At 39.8% G+C, this 18092-nt stretch carries 14 protein-coding genes and 1 pseudogene; 8 read left to right on the top strand and 7 right to left on the bottom strand.

Annotated features, from left to right (window positions below):
- The 4 genes from pyk to AC33VI_RS13985 form a co-directional block, all read right to left on the bottom strand.
- Positions 1-941: pyruvate kinase (gene pyk, locus AC33VI_RS14000; RefSeq protein ID WP_491782880.1), on the bottom strand; the 941-nt coding region annotated here is incomplete at its 3' end.
- Between the two features lie 223 nt (positions 942-1164).
- On the bottom strand, positions 1165-2475 hold the full coding sequence (locus tag AC33VI_RS13995; RefSeq protein ID WP_491782879.1) for a (Fe-S)-binding protein: 1311 nt from the start codon (positions 2473-2475) through the stop codon (positions 1165-1167).
- Positions 2476-2619: 144 nt separating this feature from the next.
- Positions 2620-2925, bottom strand: coding sequence for a hypothetical protein (locus AC33VI_RS13990; protein ID WP_491782884.1), 306 nt, complete (start codon positions 2923-2925; stop codon positions 2620-2622).
- A 155-nt stretch (positions 2926-3080) separates the two neighbouring features.
- Positions 3081-3563, bottom strand: coding sequence for an Hsp20/alpha crystallin family protein (locus AC33VI_RS13985; protein WP_491782883.1), 483 nt, complete (start codon positions 3561-3563; stop codon positions 3081-3083).
- A gap of 511 nt (positions 3564-4074) precedes the next feature.
- Between AC33VI_RS13985 and AC33VI_RS13980 the strand changes: the two genes are divergently transcribed.
- From AC33VI_RS13980 to AC33VI_RS13960, 5 genes and pseudogenes are all read left to right on the top strand, one after another.
- Positions 4075-4161, top strand: a complete 87-nt coding sequence (locus tag AC33VI_RS13980; RefSeq protein WP_491782882.1) for a helix-hairpin-helix domain-containing protein — start codon at positions 4075-4077, stop codon at positions 4159-4161.
- Positions 4158-4301 (top strand): annotated as a pseudogene (locus tag AC33VI_RS13975) (CRISPR-associated endonuclease Cas2); the annotation flags it as partial. The gene AC33VI_RS13980 and the pseudogene AC33VI_RS13975, both read left to right, overlap by 4 nt.
- A 206-nt stretch (positions 4302-4507) precedes the next feature.
- Entirely contained in the window at positions 4508-6328 is a 1821-nt protein-coding gene (locus tag AC33VI_RS13970) for a cellulose binding domain-containing protein (protein WP_491782878.1), read from the top strand.
- Between the two features lie 186 nt (positions 6329-6514).
- A complete protein-coding gene (locus AC33VI_RS13965) occupies positions 6515-7207 on the top strand; it encodes a GUN4 N-terminal ARM-like repeat domain-containing protein (protein ID WP_491782877.1) in 693 nt (230 codons plus the stop codon).
- Between the two features lie 239 nt (positions 7208-7446).
- Positions 7447-9066: a GAF domain-containing sensor histidine kinase gene (locus AC33VI_RS13960; protein WP_491782876.1), complete on the top strand. Its 1620-nt coding sequence runs from the start codon at positions 7447-7449 to the stop codon at positions 9064-9066.
- A 184-nt stretch (positions 9067-9250) separates the two neighbouring features.
- On the opposite strand, the gene AC33VI_RS13955 is transcribed toward AC33VI_RS13960, so the two are convergent.
- The 3 genes from AC33VI_RS13955 to btpA all read right to left on the bottom strand — a co-directional run bounded on the left by AC33VI_RS13955 (position 9251) and on the right by btpA (position 12789).
- Complete coding sequence (locus AC33VI_RS13955) at positions 9251-10531, bottom strand: cation:proton antiporter (RefSeq protein ID WP_491782875.1); 1281 nt, start codon at positions 10529-10531, stop codon at positions 9251-9253.
- Positions 10532-10743: 212 nt separating this feature from the next.
- Positions 10744-11748: a vitamin K epoxide reductase family protein gene (locus AC33VI_RS13950; protein ID WP_491782874.1), complete on the bottom strand. Its 1005-nt coding sequence runs from the start codon at positions 11746-11748 to the stop codon at positions 10744-10746.
- 189 nt (positions 11749-11937) lie between these two features.
- Positions 11938-12789, bottom strand: a complete 852-nt coding sequence (gene btpA, locus AC33VI_RS13945) for a photosystem I biogenesis protein BtpA (protein WP_491782881.1) — start codon at positions 12787-12789, stop codon at positions 11938-11940.
- A 463-nt stretch (positions 12790-13252) separates the two neighbouring features.
- On the opposite strand from btpA, the gene rimO reads away from it, so the two are divergent.
- The 3 genes from rimO (at position 13253) to thrC (ending at position 17540) form a co-directional block, all read left to right on the top strand.
- Positions 13253-14590 (top strand): 30S ribosomal protein S12 methylthiotransferase RimO, encoded by a 1338-nt coding sequence (rimO, locus tag AC33VI_RS13940; RefSeq protein WP_491782873.1) that lies wholly within the window; start codon positions 13253-13255, stop codon positions 14588-14590.
- Between the two features lie 182 nt (positions 14591-14772).
- On the top strand, positions 14773-16230 hold the full coding sequence (locus tag AC33VI_RS13935; protein WP_491782872.1) for a DEAD/DEAH box helicase: 1458 nt from the start codon (positions 14773-14775) through the stop codon (positions 16228-16230).
- Between the two features lie 197 nt (positions 16231-16427).
- Positions 16428-17540, top strand: a complete 1113-nt coding sequence (thrC, locus tag AC33VI_RS13930; protein WP_491782871.1) for a threonine synthase — start codon at positions 16428-16430, stop codon at positions 17538-17540.
- Positions 17541-18092 lie beyond the last annotated feature (552 nt).

Here is an 18092-nt window from a genome sequence, read left to right as displayed (position 1 = left end):
TCTCCCGATAGCATTACCGCATCAGTGCCGTCGATAATTGCGTTGGCTACGTCGCTGGCTTCGGCGCGAGTCGGGCGAGGATTATTAATCATACTATCCAACATTTGAGTAGCAGTAATTACAGGGACATTCTTGAGGTTGCATTTGCGAATAATTTCTTTCTGCAATAAAGGGACTTTCTCTGGTTTCATCTCAACTCCCAAGTCTCCCCTAGCTACCATAATGCCATCGCATTCGGCGATAATCTCATCCAAGCGATCGATCGCCTGGGGCTTTTCGATTTTTGCCATAACCAGAATGTCGGCATTTCTTTCCTTCAGAAACTGCTTGAGAAACTTGATATCTTCCCCTTGACGCACAAAACTCAGAGATACCCAATCGACTCCTTGAGAAATACCAAATTCTAAATCCTGACAATCTTTATCCGTCATGGAAGGTAAGCTTAAATTCAGACTGGGTAAATTGACTCCCTTACGACTTTTGAGAATACCCCCTTCAACTACTTTACAAATAACTGCCTTATCTGCGATCTCAATAATTTCTAATTCTAATAAACCATCATCCAGCAAAATTTGTTCTCCTACTTGGGCTTCTTCTGCCAAATAGGGATAATCTATAGTGATGCTACTAGAGTCTTTAATTTCTTCCGTTTGCGGTACTAAAGTTAGTTTCTCTCCTTGAACTAACTCCATTCCTTCGGGTGGCAAAGTTCCTAGCCTAATTTTAGGCCCTTGAAGATCTTGTAAAATTGTAATGGGAGCATCCAATTCTTCAGATACCGAGCGCAACAACGATACCATCTTCCCATGGTCTTGATAGCTACCATGAGAAAAATTAAGTCTGGCGACATTCATCCCACACTTGACCATTGCTAATATTTTATCTCGCGAACTAGTTGCAGGGCCAATAGTAGCGACAATTTTGGTTTTTGGTTGGTTCATTGATTAATGGACTATTGATGGGATATAAATTGTTAGTTTGAGAAAGACTGTGCTTTTAGATTAGAGATTTTAGATTAATCAATCATTAACAATTGATACCAATCGTCAATAAGTCAAGAAAGCTTGAACTGGAAAATGCGATCGCTCGTCTGAAGAACTAAACTAATTGAGTCAAGTAAAAATAAATTTCCAGTCGCGATCGCAAAATCTGATTTAATAACTTCTAACTTCTAACTATTTTCTTCCCTTGAATCGAATAGTCTAACAATTCTATAGGGTGTAACAATTGGACTGAAGAATTTTGTAAATCCAAATGTTTTTGAATCTGTAAAGAACAACCAGGATTGGGAGAAGCAATCAAACTTGCCCCCGTATTAATTAAATTGGCTGCTTTTTGTCTGCCCAATTCATCTGCGGTTTCTGGCTGCAACATATTATAAATACCCGCACTACCACAACACAGACTGGCATCTTGAGGTTCGCGCAATTTTACTCCAGGGATTTTTCGTAGTAACTGACGGGGTTGCACGCTAATTTTTTGACCGTGTAGTAAATGACAGGCATCTTGATAAACTACTGGCAATTCTGCGTCGCTTACAGGATTTAACTCAGCAGTCAATTCAATTTCTGCCAAAAATTCATTCACATCTTTGACTTTAGCCGCAAATTCCCGTGCTTTTTCGGCATATTCTCGATCGCTTGCCAAAATATGTCCGTATTCTTTCAGAGTATGCCCACAACCAGCAGCATTAATCACAATCGCGTCTAAATCTTCATCCCTAAAGCTATCTATCATTTGTCGCGCTAAAGCTTGGGCTTGGGCTTCTTGTCCTTGGTGAGCGGGTAGTGCAGCACAACAACCTTGGCTGGGAGGAATTACAACTTCGCAACCATTGGCGGTTAATACCCTAGCGGTAGCTTCATTAACGGGAGAAAAAAAGAGTCTTTGCACGCAACCTAAAACCATACCTACTCGATAACGCTTTTCTCCTTTGGCGAGTATAGTTCGGGGTAAATTGCCCTGCCAAGCATCTGCTGTCACTTGAGGCAGAATTGATTCCATAGCTGCCAAGCGAGGAGTTAGTTTATTTAAAACTTTGGTATCTCGTATTAGTTTTTGTAAACCCGATTTTTGATACAACCAAAAAGCAGGGAGTAAAACCTTTAAGCGGTTGGGGTAGGGAAATAGATTAAAAATTAAAGTTCTAATCAGTCTATCGGCAAGTTTGCGCGGTTGATTTCTTTCCACTTGAGGACGAGTCGCAGCAATTAGCTTGTCATACTGTACCCCAGAAGGACAAGTAGTAACGCAAGCCAAACAACCCAAGCAAGAATCAAAATGTTGGGAAGTAGCCTCGTCTACGGTTGCTTCTCCTTTGTTGATAGCATCCATTAGATAGATCCTACCTCTAGGAGAATCCATTTCTTTACCAATAACGCGATAGCTAGGACAAGTAGAGAGACAGAAGCCACAATGAACGCAACTATCTATCAGTTCTGGTTTGGGTGGATTTTTAGCATCGAAGCTGGTCATTTGAAGATTTTGTAATACTAGATTTTATAGTTATTAAGCTCTATACAACTCCAGCCGAGGGAGAGGACTTTATACAGTTTAAGAAAATTCGGTAACTCAGTGTTATTTAACCCAGTTTGCGCGGGAGGAAATTAGGGAATGAAGCTAGTCTTTAGTTCTCACTCGAACACTGTATATAGCGTAATTTTTTGGCTCAACACTATAGGTAGTTATTATAATTAATTTTTCAATATCTTCGCGAATACGATTTGCTTCTACTGTTCTATTGTCTCTGGCTCTAGCGATGTTGTAGTAGTAATTGCCTGCTTTGCCAAATTGTTCTACTAAAAAAGAACGCGATCGCATTTTTAAATCCGCCCCAGTATGTATTCCTAATTTCCTCATCTTGGCTGCGGTAACTTTACCAATACCGTGGAATGCTTCAATTGGTAGAGTTTCGACATTTAAAATACTAGTGTAAAAGTACTAGTAGAAATAAGAAAGAAAATAGTTTTGAACCTTTGTTTTAAAATAAATAGATATATTCAAAACAAAAAACCCAGTCACTACATAAGCAACTGGGTTTGCTATTAATCTAGGGGTGCGCGTTCGTTACCCTTGAAATACTATTCAGCAGCATCTTGTTGAAGATTTACTTTCACTACTTTATTTTTTTCTTCTTCAGACTTGGGTAGAGTTAAATTTAAAATACCGTCTTTATAGTCTGCGGTAACGTTAGTATTTTGGATACGTGCGGGTAGAGGAATTACTCTTTGGAATTTACCGTAACGGAATTCAGTCCTAAAGGATACACCTTCGGATAAGCGAGTTCTACCATTTTCTTCAGATTTAGTTTCAGATTTTCTTTCGCCAGAAATTGCTACTCGATCTGCCATTACTTGAATATCTAAATCTTTTGCTGACATACCAGGAACTTCTAGTTTTAGATGTAAAGCATCATCGGTTTCAATTAGTTCTGCTGCTGGAATTTTAGAGAAGTTACCAAAGTCATCCCAATTAGCAGGGGTTAAAGCGTCATCAAACAAACGATTTAGTTGGCGTTGTAAAGAATTCATTTCTTGCCAAGGATTGTAACGTACTAATGCCATAGTTGTATCTCCTTTAATTAACAGTTGCGGTGCGACCTCGGCACGATGTTTCATCAGCTAAGGAACGCGCACCAAGACGATAGTTGATTAACTTAGAATTTCAACTTATTTGTTTTGTTATTTTTATATTAATCAGAGGACAAAAAATAAATAAGTGTGGCTTGTATCCCATAACCAGTATGGTTTACTGCCCGAACCAATTAAACAATTTTTGGTAGAGAAAACTGTAATAAATAATGTTCGGTTCTGTTTGAATATTTTAAACTAAGCTTAAAGTTATTATTGATTGATTGTTAATAACGCGATCGCGACTGTGTAATTCTGGTTTTTATACCGAACGGATAGCTCCGAAACTCCTACCAATACTATGATTGCGAAAAACTTTGTATCTGTAGATGTTGGGGATAACTACATAAGCTAAAATTTTGCTCTAGATAGGAAGACTCCAATAGACTGAGTTGCCAAGAATTTAGATTTGCTGCGTTGTTAATCTTATTCATTTTTTTACTAACTGTACTCTTCAGCAGTAAAGATCTACAAGCAGTATGGAGATGATGCCATTGGCATTGTTACTACTAATCCCTATCAACTGGCGTGAAATTACAGCAGCAAATTAAGAATTTGATTTCGCCTGAAACTGATTCGGTAAGAATTTATGTTTTAGATGCTACTGCTGTTAGAAAAGCGATCGCCTACGGCTCTCAAAAACCAGAATCTGAAGATACAATCATTTTGTAATCAGTCAACAGTCAACAGCGATCGTGCGGTAATGCGATCGCTGTCACTTCTAAGTATTTTGTGATATCACTGATTGTATTATCAAGCAAAGATAAATTAGGTTGCATACAAGATAAAGAATTAATAAAGCAAAAAATCAACTAATGATTAAACTAATTAGCTTTTAAAATTTTTCTTTAAAACTATTAAAAAATATTCAAAATATTATGTTAGTCAACCAAAATACTTTCGAGCTTAAATCTACAATTACTGATGATTGGGGCGGTAGCCATCGAATTGCGATCGATCTAAAAGCTCTTGCTAATGCTGAAGATTGGAAGATCGGCGTTGAACTACCCAATGACTATAGAATCGACCAAATTTATGATGCAGAACTAACTCAAGAAGATGGTAAAACCTATATTTCTGGAGTGGATTGGAATGAAGATTTAAACTCAGGAGAAAAAACTCAAATTGTTTTAATTGTTGATGAAGGAAATAGTTCCAAAAAATCTCCTGTTCAACCCAAATTATTTTTTGCCGATTCAGTAGATAATTTTAGTCTCGATAATCCCGAACAATCTAATGCGGCGATCGACTTTAATAGTTATGTAGTCGAAGATTGGCATGGGGGATATAAAGTCGAATTAGATATCTCCGCACAATCAAAAATTGGAGACTGGGAGATAGATTTTTCTTTACCCTATGAAATACGCGGAGTTTATGGCGTAGATCTTGTAGATAACGGCAATGGAAACTATACAATTAGCGGTCAAAACGACCAAGTAAATCTTCAACAAGGACAGTCGATTAAACCGATATTCATTATCGACGACTACAATCAAAAAGCGATCGCTCCAGAAGCAACAGCTATTCGCGGAGAAAGTGCAGCAAAACCCGTAACAACTCCCAAAGCAACCCCAGAGCCAGAAGCACCCCTTACACCAGTCATAACCCCTGAAGTAACTCCAGAGCCAGAAGCACCCCTTACACCAGTCATAACCCCCAAAGCAACCCCAGAGCCAAACCCACAATACGGTAGAGGTCAAGATCTTATGGCTAAACCAGAAGCGGGAGGAAAAATTATCAATGTAGATCGAGATTTTGGCGGTAATTTAGAAAAAGCGATCGCCTCTGCTAACGATGGAGATGTAGTTAAGTTAGGAAATAAAACCTACTACACCAACGGTATTACCATCGATAAAGATATTACTCTTGACGGTCAACAGGGTTCGATTATCAATGGTAATAATACATCCGAATCTATTATCACCCTCAACTCCACAGCAGGTGGAGCAACCATCCAAGATATCGAAATAACTAATGGTAGTATTGGGATCTATGGCTATAAAGTGTTCGATCTGACCATACAAAATATTGATGTTAACAATATTGGCATCGATCGCACCAATCGAAACGGTCAATATAATACGGGAATTGTACTTAATGGTGCTGATGGAGTTCGACTGCTTGATTCTACTTTTAATAATCTAGGCAGAAAAGGTATTGGCGTTAACGACACCGATGGAGCGACTATTAGTGGCATTAAAGTAGAAAACGTTAACCTCGCCGCCCAACACGCTCAAAGTCACGATGCAGCTGGAATTAAGTTTTTTAACACCAATGATATTATCGTCAAAGATAGTCATTTTTCAGATATCAATGCCATGTTCATCTGGAATGATACTACGATTAATACTTCGATTGTCGGAAATGTCATCATAGATGCGGGAGAAGATTTTGTAGCTCCTTCCTTTAACAAAAATGTCGATATATCGGGAATCTACAACGAGAAAAGTGCCTATTCAATTGTTAAAAATAATTATGGTACGGCTGTAAACGGCAAAGCCGCTTATAAAGCTACCGAATTCACTACAGAAACTATGGTGATGGAAAATAATAACTTCTCTAGTTCTGAAATCAATACCACAGACTATTGGGTTAACGAGCCAGTAGAGAAAAGAATTGCTCTCACAGAAGATCCCGATGAAGCAGATTTCGGCTTGTTTTCCGACGAATATTTTGCTCAAGCTGATGTTGATTATTAAGCTGCTGCTTGCTCAATAAAGACTCAAGGAAATATGTAGAGTGAGAAGCCCAAACCATGATAGGATTTCCTAAGGCAGAAGCTAAGTACAAACACTCATCTAGTAGTGTAAATACTCTTACTAAGCTCGCTCTACACTCCTTCAGTTTTAATAGCGGTAAACTAGCCGTGGTGAGAAAGACTTTGTATGGAAAACACTAGCGGTTTAAAACACCAAATATATTCAGAACCAGAAAAAAAACAATTGCAGTCTGTCACCCAATTGTTAAAAGAGGGTGAATCTGGTTTAGAAATCTTGATGGATTGGATGGTTACAGTAGACCTCAAATCCATCAATTTAGCTTTGGGCAAAGCTTACCAAGCTTTATATTCCGATCCAAACCCCAAAATACAGGAGTTTTTAACTAGTAATTTTCCCGATGGTGTTCTTCCTCTAGAATCGGAACGCAATCTTAATTACCAACCATTACAGGAATTGTTAGCCAAAGCCGATTTTGAAGCTGCTGACGTGATGACTTTACAAAAAATGTGCGAGTTGGCTGGTAAAGCTGCCATCGAAAGAAAGTGGATTTATTTTACTGAAGTCGAAAGTTTTCCTATTACCGATCTACGCACCCTAGATAAACTTTGGCTGATGTACTCTGAAGGAAAATTTGGTTTTTCAGTGCAAAGAAAACTTTGGCTGTCTGTGGGTAAAGATTTTGCCAAACTATGGCCCAAAATAAATTGGAAGTCTGGCAACAGTTGGACGCGCTATCCTAATGAGTTTACTTGGGATAAAACTGCTCCTATGGGTCATTTACCTCTATCCAACCAATTGCGAGGGGTAAGAGTAATTGATGCCATTTTTGCCCATCCTGCTTGGAAGAAAGATGCTTAAGCCTACAAAATATCAATCATAGAATTACACAAACTAACTTTTCTCAAATTTTTTATTAGTGGAAAAAGAGTAATTTTCGCGCTTAAATATCGTTATTTTGTGAATCTATGCTTAAAATGTTCGTTTGCTGGGTTTTTAGGGAACTTTATAACTAGCTAACTAAAAATGTTTCAATCTATAAGTTAGTCAATTTAGCAAAATTTTTCTGATATAACTCTTATTAAAATTTAGCAATACCAGTGAAAGCAATAAATTTAGGTTCGCAAGTCAAAGATATGACTAAGCCAAAAAACCAGCTTTTTTGCCGTTTGGACGATATCAGTCCTGCCACAAGAGAGCAATTAAGATTAGAAACTCTCAGTAAATTGGGATTATTAGTATCTGAAGCAGTTCCTGTTTTTGAAGAAGCTACCCAAAAAGCTGCAACATTTATGGAGACACCAATCTGCATCTTGGGTCTGGTTGTCGAACGAGAAATTTGGTTTAAATCAACAGTCGGTTTATCTACAATTGGTTTGATGAATCAGATTGCCATGCAAAGAAAAATATCTCTCCCAGAATCTTTTAGCACCTATGTTGTAGATAGCCAGCAACCTTTAATTATTGAAAATACTTTAAACGAATTGGTTTTTGCTCATAGCATTTTAGCTCAACATTGTGGCATCAGAGCTTATTTAGGAGTTCCTTTAATGGCTTCTAATGGTACGTGCTTGGGTACTTTAGAAGTTATGGATTGGAAAGCCAAAAAATTTAGCGAACGAGATATAGAATATCTTGCTTTGCTGGCTCGTTGGTGTATGGGAGAATTTGAAAGAGAGCGTCTGGTTGAAGCGAAACACAATCTTTCTCAAGCTCATTTCGACCGACCTCAATGGCAAAAAATACGGCAGCTAATTCCCAATTCTGGAGATAATCTTGATGCTGGCGATCGCATTAATTCGGGAAATAAACCTGGGGTTGCGGAAACAATTACTCAATCCGATCCCATTAAAATTAAATTACTCTCTCAGCTTACTCAAGAATTGCGGACTCCTTTGACTTCGGTTATTGGTATGGCTAGCGTTTTATACAGAGAAGTATATGGCCCTTTAACTGTCAAACAACGGGAATATTTAGAAATTATTCATAATAGCGGTCAAAACTTAATTTCTTTAGTCGATGAAATTGTCAATCTTGGAGTTTTGAGCGAACAGAGTGCAGATATCGATGCTAGTTCGGTGGATATTGAAATGCTCTGCCAACAGGTGATTAACAGTTTATTGGAAAGTGCCAAACAACAAGAACAAAAATTGAGTCTTTCTATAGAACCAGGTAACCGTATTTGGTATTTAGATAAAGAAAAAGTGCGACAAGGTCTTTATTATTTAATTTCCAGTATTATCGAAATGTCCGAACCTGGAGGAGAAGTAAAAGTTCATGTCTCCCGCAGAAATAAAGCCTTAAATATTGCCGTAGGAATTGCTCATCCTTGGTTGGGTGAAGGGTTTGGAGAAGCAAGCGAACAGTCTCAAGCGATCGCTAAAGCCTTGAGCAATTCTTCCACTCATTTAGATAACTTTGCAGATCGCGATGGTTTTAATGCAGGAATGAGCGATATTTCTCCTCGCAATCATCAGGTATTAAGTTCTGCTGCTTTAATGGCGATTATCAATCAAGAATATTCTCTAGAGCAAAATAATAACAAAGTTCCTCGCGATCTTTTAGGACTGTTATTTTGCTGTCATTTAACGGAAATGCACGAAGGTCAAGTAGTAGTTCAGGGATCGATTAACTCTAGCTACCGCTACGTACTGCAATTTTCTAAAGCTCAAACGGAAAATGAAGATCGCCAACTATCGATGACTCGGCAAGATAGTTAAGTACCTAAGCAGAATTAGTTACACATTTGGGAAACGGGGAGACTGGGTGACTAGGAGATATTATCCCGCGAAGACGGGACTAGAAGACGGGGGGATTAGGTGCTACTACCTACTACCTGCTACCTATCCTTCACTAGTCAATTAATTGGGCACGACTACTTAACTTCGGTTTGGCATAAAGTATCTAATCTCGCCAAGGTAGGCGCACTGGCAATTCATTTACAGGATTCATTTCGGGCATAGCGTGGTGAATATCTTGTTTGCGATCGATGCGTCTGGCGTACCAATAAACTCCAGGAAAAGCAGTTAAGCCGTGAGCGAAAACGCTAATAAATACCGTAATAACCATTGTGCCAAATATTAGCTGACTGTTAGCTAAATCTTCTTTTTCAAGGATTAATAAACCATAAACGATCGAAGCTATACCTTTAGGGCCAAACCAACCGATAAACAAGCTACTATCCAACTGGAGTTTGAGATTGCTAGTGGCGATCGCTACTGCTAAAATGCGGATTATAGTTAAAGAAGCGATCGCATATAAATACATTTGCCAATTTGCCTCCACAAGAGAAGGAATTACCATCACCGCGCCAAATAAAAGAAATGAGACGAGAGTTAATAATTGTCCTTCTGCTTCGCCAAATTCGTGCAGACATCTTAAAATTGATTTTGTAGCGATTGAGCCTAAAGTCAAACCACCACTAAAGGCAGCAATAAATCCATTCCCGCCAAATATCTCGGCACTGCTATAGGCAAGAATGGGTAGCCCTAAAATAGCTAGCTCTTCAAAAGAGTGAGTGATCCACTGACGTTGCAAACTGCTGGCAATTAGCTTGCTGCCAAAATAGCCAATTCCTATCCCCAATAATATGCCCCAAAAAATCTGTTGGCTAGTAAACGTTAACCAATAAGTAGCATCATTGCTTTGTTCTCCTGTGGTAGCTAGGGAGACAAATAATAATAATATTGGCAAGCAAATTCCATCGTTTAAACCACTTTCAATATTAATTGCTTGGCGAATTTTGGCTGGTACGAGAAAACTATTGACTACCGCTTGTCCTAAAGCTGCATCGGTAGGGGAGAGAATTGTGGCTAATACTGCTGCCGACCATAAATTTAATTCGGGAAATAACAGCAATCCTAAAATTGTTCCCAAAACTATAGCAATAGGCAAACCAATACCGAGTAATTGTAAGGGTAAATTATATTCGCGACGCAATAATTTTAATTTAATGCGAGAAGCATCGGTAAATAATAATACCGCCAAGGTAATTTCTGCTAAGACTTTAATAGTTTCGTTGGTAATCTTAACTCCTTGGATTAATCCCAAAGCACTAGAACTAATTACCAAGCCAAAACAAACATATGCCATTGGCGGAGTAATAATAGTTTTTTCTAGCCGACGAGAAATCAAGCCAAAGCCCAAAATAAAAATGGCGATCGCAGCTAAAGCTTCTGGATTCATCTAGATTATGGCTTCAATCTAACTATTTACTGTTTAACCATAACCCGATTGACTCAAATAAATTTAATAGATGGTTAAGAATTCTTCTACTAGAGCAATAAAAAAACGGCGAAAATCAATACATTTATCGCCGCTTTTTGAATCCTACAAAATAGCCCTTTTAAGTTTTTTTGCTGCTCGAAAATTGTCCATTGTCAACTGTCCCCTAAAACCTAGGGCTTATACTTAAACTCGGTATTTCCTTCATAGCCAGAAAGTTCGGCTAACTCCCCCAAAGTCCTAGTACCAGGATAAAACTTACCGTCTATTTCCCAAGTGGGAAAAGATTGAATACCTGCTGCCAAACAAGCTTCTCGTTGGGAATTTGCTCCATCATTAGCACATTCTAGATAATTTACTTCAGCAAACGCTTCCTTACCAAATAGTTGCTTTTGGTCGTAACAATGAGGACACCAGTAAGCACCATAGTTTTTCGCTCCTGTAGCCGTTAAATGTTTGGCTAATGCCATTTCTGCTTCTCCAGAAGTGGTAGTAATATTCCAGCCTTTGGGTGGTGTGGCTGCCCCTTGAGGTTCGGGAATTTTAATCAAACCATCAGCATCTACTACTTCTTCAACTGCGGTTGTACCGCCTTCATCTGCTATGGATGGATTAACACCAGAATAGATGCCCAAAGTTATCACAATGGTCAACAAGCCCACAATCAAGCCCGTAAACATTATTTGTCCTAAATCTTCCCAATCTCTACCCTTAATAGTCAGGATCAAAAGACTCAAAGAAAATAAAGCCGAACCTATACAGTAAGGACATACAGTTTTAAGTTCTGTCGCTAGTATGTACATCAAGTAGCCACTAAAGACTGCCATAGCGATGCTACCCATCAGTAACAGCCACCAAGTATAATTTTCAAACTCTCTTTTTAAAGCTTTTTGCTTATCGCTATAGATCGCTAGAGGTACGAGAGCAAAAGCTGCCATACTGATGTAAGCCAGACAACCAAATAGGCTCAAGGGCAAACCGAACACGGTGGCATAGACACTATCTAGTACTCCCCCACAACCAGCACCAGCAGAAGCATCAACAGAGCAAGCAGGCCCGCTACCAGTTAATTTAGTAATTGTTAAATAGGCAGTTAGTACTGCCCCAGCAATGGCGATCGCACCTATAATCGGTCGCGACCAGCGATATATCCAGGGTAAAGAACGTCTACGGCGCATAACTTAAGGATCGATTAGTATATTTTTTACATTAGAAAGCAGATCTAGCATCACTCACTACATAGGGTTAGAAAGATTTCTGAGTCTAAAATGAGTATTTGCTTAAAATCTACTTAAAGATTAACCGATGGTAAATGATTGGTTGTCCAAATTATAGCTTGAGTAAAAATTGCCTTTAAAAAGCGATCGCTAGAATTGTTTGACAGAACTATTAGATCTAGATTCTATTTTACTGGGTGCTGGAGGAGCGGATTTAGCCGCTTCCACAAATTGAGACACTCGAATTGGATCGATAGTTTCCTCGATTTTGCCATAACGCTTGAGAGAACTGGAAACAATCACTCCATCCGCTGCTTGCATCAACTGAGGAATATTTGACCAATTTGCTCCACTGCCAATAAATACGGGGGTATCTCCCGCTGCTGCCGATGCTAATTCCAAATCTTCTAAAGTTGGAGGGCTGCCAGTCGCCCATCCAGAAAGAATTACTCCATCTGCCAAACCTCGTTGAATCGTATCCTGCACCGCAGTGGTTAAATTAGGCGTACCTAAAGGTCGAGCGTGCTTGACTAAGACATCGGCTAAAATTGCCACCTCAGAACCCAATTCGCGACGATAGCGCAACAATTCGTGTGCTTTCCCTTCGATCAACCCTTGGTCGGTTGCCATTACCCCAGTTAAAACATTGACTCGAATAAAATCAACTTCCGTACAGGTAGCGATCGCCATTGCACTGCGAGCATCATTCCGCAAAACATTGATCCCGATGGGTAACATCACCATTCCTTTAAGGCGATCGACGATCAAGGTCATAGCACAAACTACCGCAGGATCTACAGAATCTTTGGTAAAAGGAGCATCAAAAAAGTTTTCTATAATGATAGCGTCTACGCCTCCAGCAGAAAGGGCTGTGGCTTCTTGTTCCGCCCTGGCAATCACCTCGTTCAACTTACCTTTCCAGCGAGGAGAGGTAGGCAAAGGAGATAAATGAACCACGCCAATTACGGGGTTATTGGTTTTAAAAATTTGTTTTAATTTCACGCTGACTCCACCACGGGAATTTTTTCTCCTGTTCAAAAGTTATTATTATCTCAGACAAAGCTAGATGCTGTATATACTTATTAACTTTCAGTTTTTGGCTGCTTTTTTCTAACAAATGCTGTAATTTTACTAACGATTGATTCCCACTGAGGATTTTATCTGTTAATATATTTTAACGAAAAGGTTATTTACGTATCTCGACAGATATGTATAACCGCAAGTTCAAAACCCGTCAGAAACGGTGTCTTGAATATCTAAATAGTTTTGCGCGCACAAACTGTCTGGTTAGCTCCCGATCCGCCGCGAAACTAGGGAGTTTCATCCAACAGTTGGTCTAAATATTTATTTTTATAGATGTAGTTCCAGACCAGGGGTAAGACTCCTCACAAGCAAGATATTGGCTCTGACCTAAATACAAACTTATAACAACCTTTGTATTGGTCTTTAAAATTTAGGATAAAGAATGGCAAATAAGCCAACTATAGCCATATCCCACTTGGGATGTGAAAAAAACCGTATAGATTCAGAACATATGTTGGGCTTGCTCGCTCAAGCGGGCTATCAAGTCGATTCTAATGAAGAATTAGCCGATTATGTCATCGTTAACACTTGTAGTTTTATTCAAGAAGCGAGAGAGGAATCAGTTAGGACTTTAGTAGAATTAGCAGAAGCAGATAAGAAAATTGTTATTACTGGCTGCATGGCACAGCACTTTAAGGGGGAACTTTTAGAAGAGCTACCCGAAGCAGTGGCAGTTGTCGGTAGTGGCGATTATCACAAAATAGTGAATGTAATCGAACGGGCTGCAACGGGAGAAAGAGTTGAAGAAATCAGCGAAGAACCCAAATATATTGCAGATGAAACCACTCCTCGTTATCGTACTACCACGGAGGGCGTAGCCTATCTTAGAGTAGCTGAAGGGTGTGATTACCGTTGTGCCTTTTGTATTATTCCCCACCTTCGGGGTAACCAGCGATCGCGTTCTATCGAGTCCATTGTGGCAGAAGCGAAAACTTTAGCTTCTCAAGGGGTAAAAGAACTAATCTTAATTTCTCAAATCACTACCAATTACGGTACGGATATTTATGGCAAGCCCATGCTGGCGCAACTATTGAGAGAATTAGGAAAGGTAGATGTACCCTGGATCAGAATCCACTATGCCTATCCCACAGGATTGACTCCTGAAGTGATAGCAGCAATTCGCGAGACTACTAACGTTCTTCCCTATTTAGATTTACCCCTACAGCATTCCCATCCAGAGATCTTAAGAGCGATGAATCGTCCTTGGCAGGGAAGGGTTAATGACGAGATTATCGAAAGAATCAAACAGGCATTACCCGAAGCTATTTTACGCACGACTTTCATCGTGGGTTTTCCTGGAGAAACAGAAGAGCAGTTTCAACATTTAGTTGAATTTGTCAAACGCCATCAATTCGATCGCGTCGGCGTATTTGCCTTTTCTGCTGAAGAAGGAACTCCCGCCTACAGTTTGCCCGACCAAATAGAGCCAGAAATCAAAGAAGAGCGTCGCAATATCTTAATGGCAGCCCAGCAACCTATTGCCGCAGCTAAAAACCAAAGCTATATTGGCAAGCGTTTGGAGGTTCTAATCGAACAGGAAAATCCTAGTTCGGGACTGCTAATTGGACGCTCCAGACAAGATGCTCCAGAAGTAGATGGATTAGTTTACGTTCGGGGCGAAGCTTCTTTAGGTTCTATAGTCTCTGTCGAGATTACTGCTGCTGATGTTTATGACTTATACGGAGAAGTAGTTCCTGTTGAGGCTTATTCCCCAGTTTAAATTTCAATCTAGGAAATCTGATTGAAAATTGACCAGAAACATTAAATAACTCTAGTACACTTACCAAAGATTTCCCGTACCTAGCTCTATATCTACATCAATAACCAGGTACGTTTTGCCTTCAAGGCAACAAAACAAAAGTTTATTCAGAAAAAAGTAAAAAACAACAAAGTAAAAAACTTATGACAACTACTTTCAGAGATTTGGGATTATCAGAAGCTTGTTTGACTCAACTAGAGCAATTAGGCTTTACCGAACCCACTCAAATTCAGCAAGATGCCATTCCTGCTTTACTTCAGGGCAAAGATATCGTCGGTCAGTCTCAAACAGGTACTGGTAAAACCGCAGCCTTTTCTTTACCCGCTTTAGAAATTGTTGATGGTAGTGATAAAGCGGTACAAGCTTTAATTCTTACTCCTACTAGAGAGTTGGCTCAACAGGTAGGACAAGCTATTAGCGATTTTCTTTCCAGAGAACAAAGAATTTATGCTTTGACAGTATATGGCGGTCAATCCATCGAAAGACAAATCAGTCGTTTGCGTCGTGGGGTACAAATCGTTGTCGGTACTCCTGGTAGAGTCATCGATTTATTAGAGCGAGGAGAGCTAAAGTTAGATAACTTGAAACTAGCAATTCTAGATGAAGCCGATGAAATGTTGAGCATGGGCTTTATCGACGATATTAAAAAAATTCTGCGTCAAACGCCAAAAGAAAGACAGACTGCTTGCTTGTCTGCGACTATGCCCAGAGAAATCAAAGAATTAATCAAAAACTTCCTGAATTCTCCTGTATACATCACAGTCAAGCAAAAAGAAGCTGCTCCTACCCGAATCGATCAGCACGTTTACATGATTCCTCGCGGTTGGCAGAAAACCAAAGCTTTGCAGCCAATTTTGGAAATTGAAGAACCCGATTCGGCAATTATTTTTGTTCGTACTAAACGTACTGCTAGTGAATTGACCAGCAAGTTACAAGAGGCGGGACATAGCGTTGATGAATATCACGGCAACCTCAGCCAAATGCAGCGAGAAAGACTAGTCAAACGCTTCCGCGACGGCAAAGTTAAAATGGTAGTAGCCACTGACATTGCAGCCAGAGGCTTAGACGTACAGAACCTGTCTCACGTAATTAACTACGATCTGCCCGATAACACCGAAACTTATATCCACCGTATCGGACGTACTGGTCGTGCGGGTAATACGGGAACAGCGATCGCGCTAGTTCATTCAGGAGATCGCCGTACCTTAAAACAGATCGAACGACGCTTGCGTACTAAGCTAGATATCGCGAAGATCCCCAACCGCGCTCAAGTAGAAGCTAAGCGCATTGGCAAACTACAAACCAAGATTAAAGAAACGTTGGCAGGGGAAAGAATGGCATCCTTCTTACCTTTAGTCAGAGAATTGAGCGATGAATACGACGCTCAGGCGATCGCCGCCGCCGCCTTACAAATGGTTTACGACCGCGATTGTCCTAACTGGATGAAAGGAGATTGGGATATTCCTGAAGATAGCTACTCCAAGCCAGTTGTGAGAAAGAAAGGTCACGGTCGCTCATCTCGCAAAGGCGGTTATAACAAATCTAAATCTACTCCCAGAAGTAAGCCTCAAGTACGGTCTAGTGTAATTATCGAACAGTAGATCGAAATCGCGATCGGCAGTTTTCAATCTAAAGTATAATTGACTATGCCAACAGATTGATAGCTGTCTATCTAGTCGATATACAGTTGGCAAATATCAATTAATAATTAAGTTGCGAGTTATTATTAGCCAGTTATGAACCACAAATTGGCGATCTTAAGCCCGCAGCTTAACTCTAATTTTAACCGAAATAGCCCGTGACACTTAGTATTCCCTTGACTAACCTATTTTATCCAACCATCGCCAAAACTGCGAATAACTGGCAGGGTTTAATTGAAACCTATCGTCCTTATCTTCCCGTCAGCGAATCCACTCCAGTAGTTACTTTGCTTGAGGGTAATACGCCCCTAATTCCAGCGAAGGCGATCTCAGCTAAAATTGGTCGAGGGGTGCAAGTATACGTCAAATACGACGGCTTAAACCCTACAGGTAGCTTTAAAGATCGCGGTATGACTATGGCGATTTCTAAAGCCAAAGAAGATGGTGCTAAAGCCGTTATTTGCGCCAGTACAGGCAATACTTCTGCTGCTGCTGCTGCTTATGCTCGTCGTGCGGGTTTGAAAGCTTTCGTGGTCATTCCAGATGGTTATGTGGCTTTGGGTAAGTTAGCTCAGGCTCTGCTTTATGGTGCGCAAGTAATTGCCATCGACGGGAACTTTGATGATGCTCTTAATATCGTGCGGGAACTATCAGAAAATTATCCCGTTACTCTCGTTAATTCAGTCAATCCCTATCGTTTACAAGGGCAAAAAACCGCAGCTTTTGAAGTAGTTGATGTTTTGGGTAATGCTCCCGACTGGTTGTGTATACCAGTTGGTAACGCAGGTAATATCACTGCCTATTGGATGGGTTTTCAAGAATACCTTGCTGCGGGTAAATCTTCTCGTTTGCCCAAGATGATGGGTTTCCAGGCTGCGGGTTCTGCTCCCTTAGTATCTGGTCAACTTGTAAAAGATCCCGATACTGTGGCAACAGCGATTAGAATTGGCAACCCTGCTAACTGGCAAAAAGCGATCGCAGTCAAAGAAGCTAGTAATGGAGAATTCAACCCCGTCACCGATACAGAAATCTTAGATGCTTATCGTTTCTTGGCAGCGGAAGAAGGAGTATTTTGCGAGCCAGCCAGTGCTGCTTCCGTAGCTGGTTTGTTAAAAGTTAAGGATCGCGTACCGAATAATGCCACTGTAGTTTGCGTTTTAACTGGTAATGGTTTAAAAGATCCTAGCAGTGCAGTGGAGTATAGCCTTAACGAACTTAAACAAGGCATTCCTTTAGATCTTAAAAAAGTAGCTGAGGTTATGGGTTTATAGGAAGCAAATTTAAAAATTATAGCTCTTAAGAAAATCGCGTATTAGTGGCTGCTAATACGCGATTTTATTTACGACTTCACTGATATTGCTAACATCACAGTCCTACAATTTTTGAAGGCGTTATTATTAGCAACAAATTTAACGCGCTTCTACAGTAAATCTCCTAAGTGTTTTCGTCATCAGTAAAATCACGCATATCTTAACTTTAGTTGGGATTAACTGAGATCTTGCACCTACCCCGTAACCAACTTGTGGTATCAGGGAAAAGAGTAAAGGTTAAAGGGAAAAGGGTAATAAATTGATTATCAACCTCAAATTATTAGGTTTACTTGTATTGGTGCAAGATGTGAGATTAATAAATATCTATGCAATCTCGAACGCATTCTTTTATTCTTTCTGCTAGTCGATCCCGTTCGGTCAAAATCAACAGAGAAAGTTGTAATTTTGGCTGAAAATGGGAATCCTTAAATTGATAAGTCTTAAATTATGACTGACTATTTAATAACTTTGTAGTCAGCGGGAGTAACTTGTATGGATAATGTTGTAGAAATT

This window comes from Waterburya sp. (assembly GCF_058530065.1).
Note: the sequence above shows the minus strand (reverse complement) of the source record. Positions and strands in the feature narration are given on the sequence as shown.

What these genes read in the sequence shown, in the direction of transcription:
- AC33VI_RS13995 (WP_491782879.1), bottom strand. Translation starts at nt 2,475, where the DNA reads ATGACCAGCTTCGATGCTAAAAATCCACCCAAACCAGAACTGATAGAT.
- AC33VI_RS13985 (WP_491782883.1), bottom strand. Translation starts at nt 3,563, where the DNA reads ATGGCATTAGTACGTTACAATCCTTGGCAAGAAATGAATTCTTTACAA.
- AC33VI_RS13970 (WP_491782878.1), top strand. Translation starts at nt 4,508, where the DNA reads ATGTTAGTCAACCAAAATACTTTCGAGCTTAAATCTACAATTACTGAT.
- AC33VI_RS13965 (WP_491782877.1), top strand. Translation starts at nt 6,515, where the DNA reads ATGGAAAACACTAGCGGTTTAAAACACCAAATATATTCAGAACCAGAA.
- AC33VI_RS13955 (WP_491782875.1), bottom strand. Translation starts at nt 10,531, where the DNA reads ATGAATCCAGAAGCTTTAGCTGCGATCGCCATTTTTATTTTGGGCTTT.
- AC33VI_RS13950 (WP_491782874.1), bottom strand. Translation starts at nt 11,748, where the DNA reads ATGCGCCGTAGACGTTCTTTACCCTGGATATATCGCTGGTCGCGACCG.
- rimO (WP_491782873.1), top strand. Translation starts at nt 13,253, where the DNA reads ATGGCAAATAAGCCAACTATAGCCATATCCCACTTGGGATGTGAAAAA.
- AC33VI_RS13935 (WP_491782872.1), top strand. Translation starts at nt 14,773, where the DNA reads ATGACAACTACTTTCAGAGATTTGGGATTATCAGAAGCTTGTTTGACT.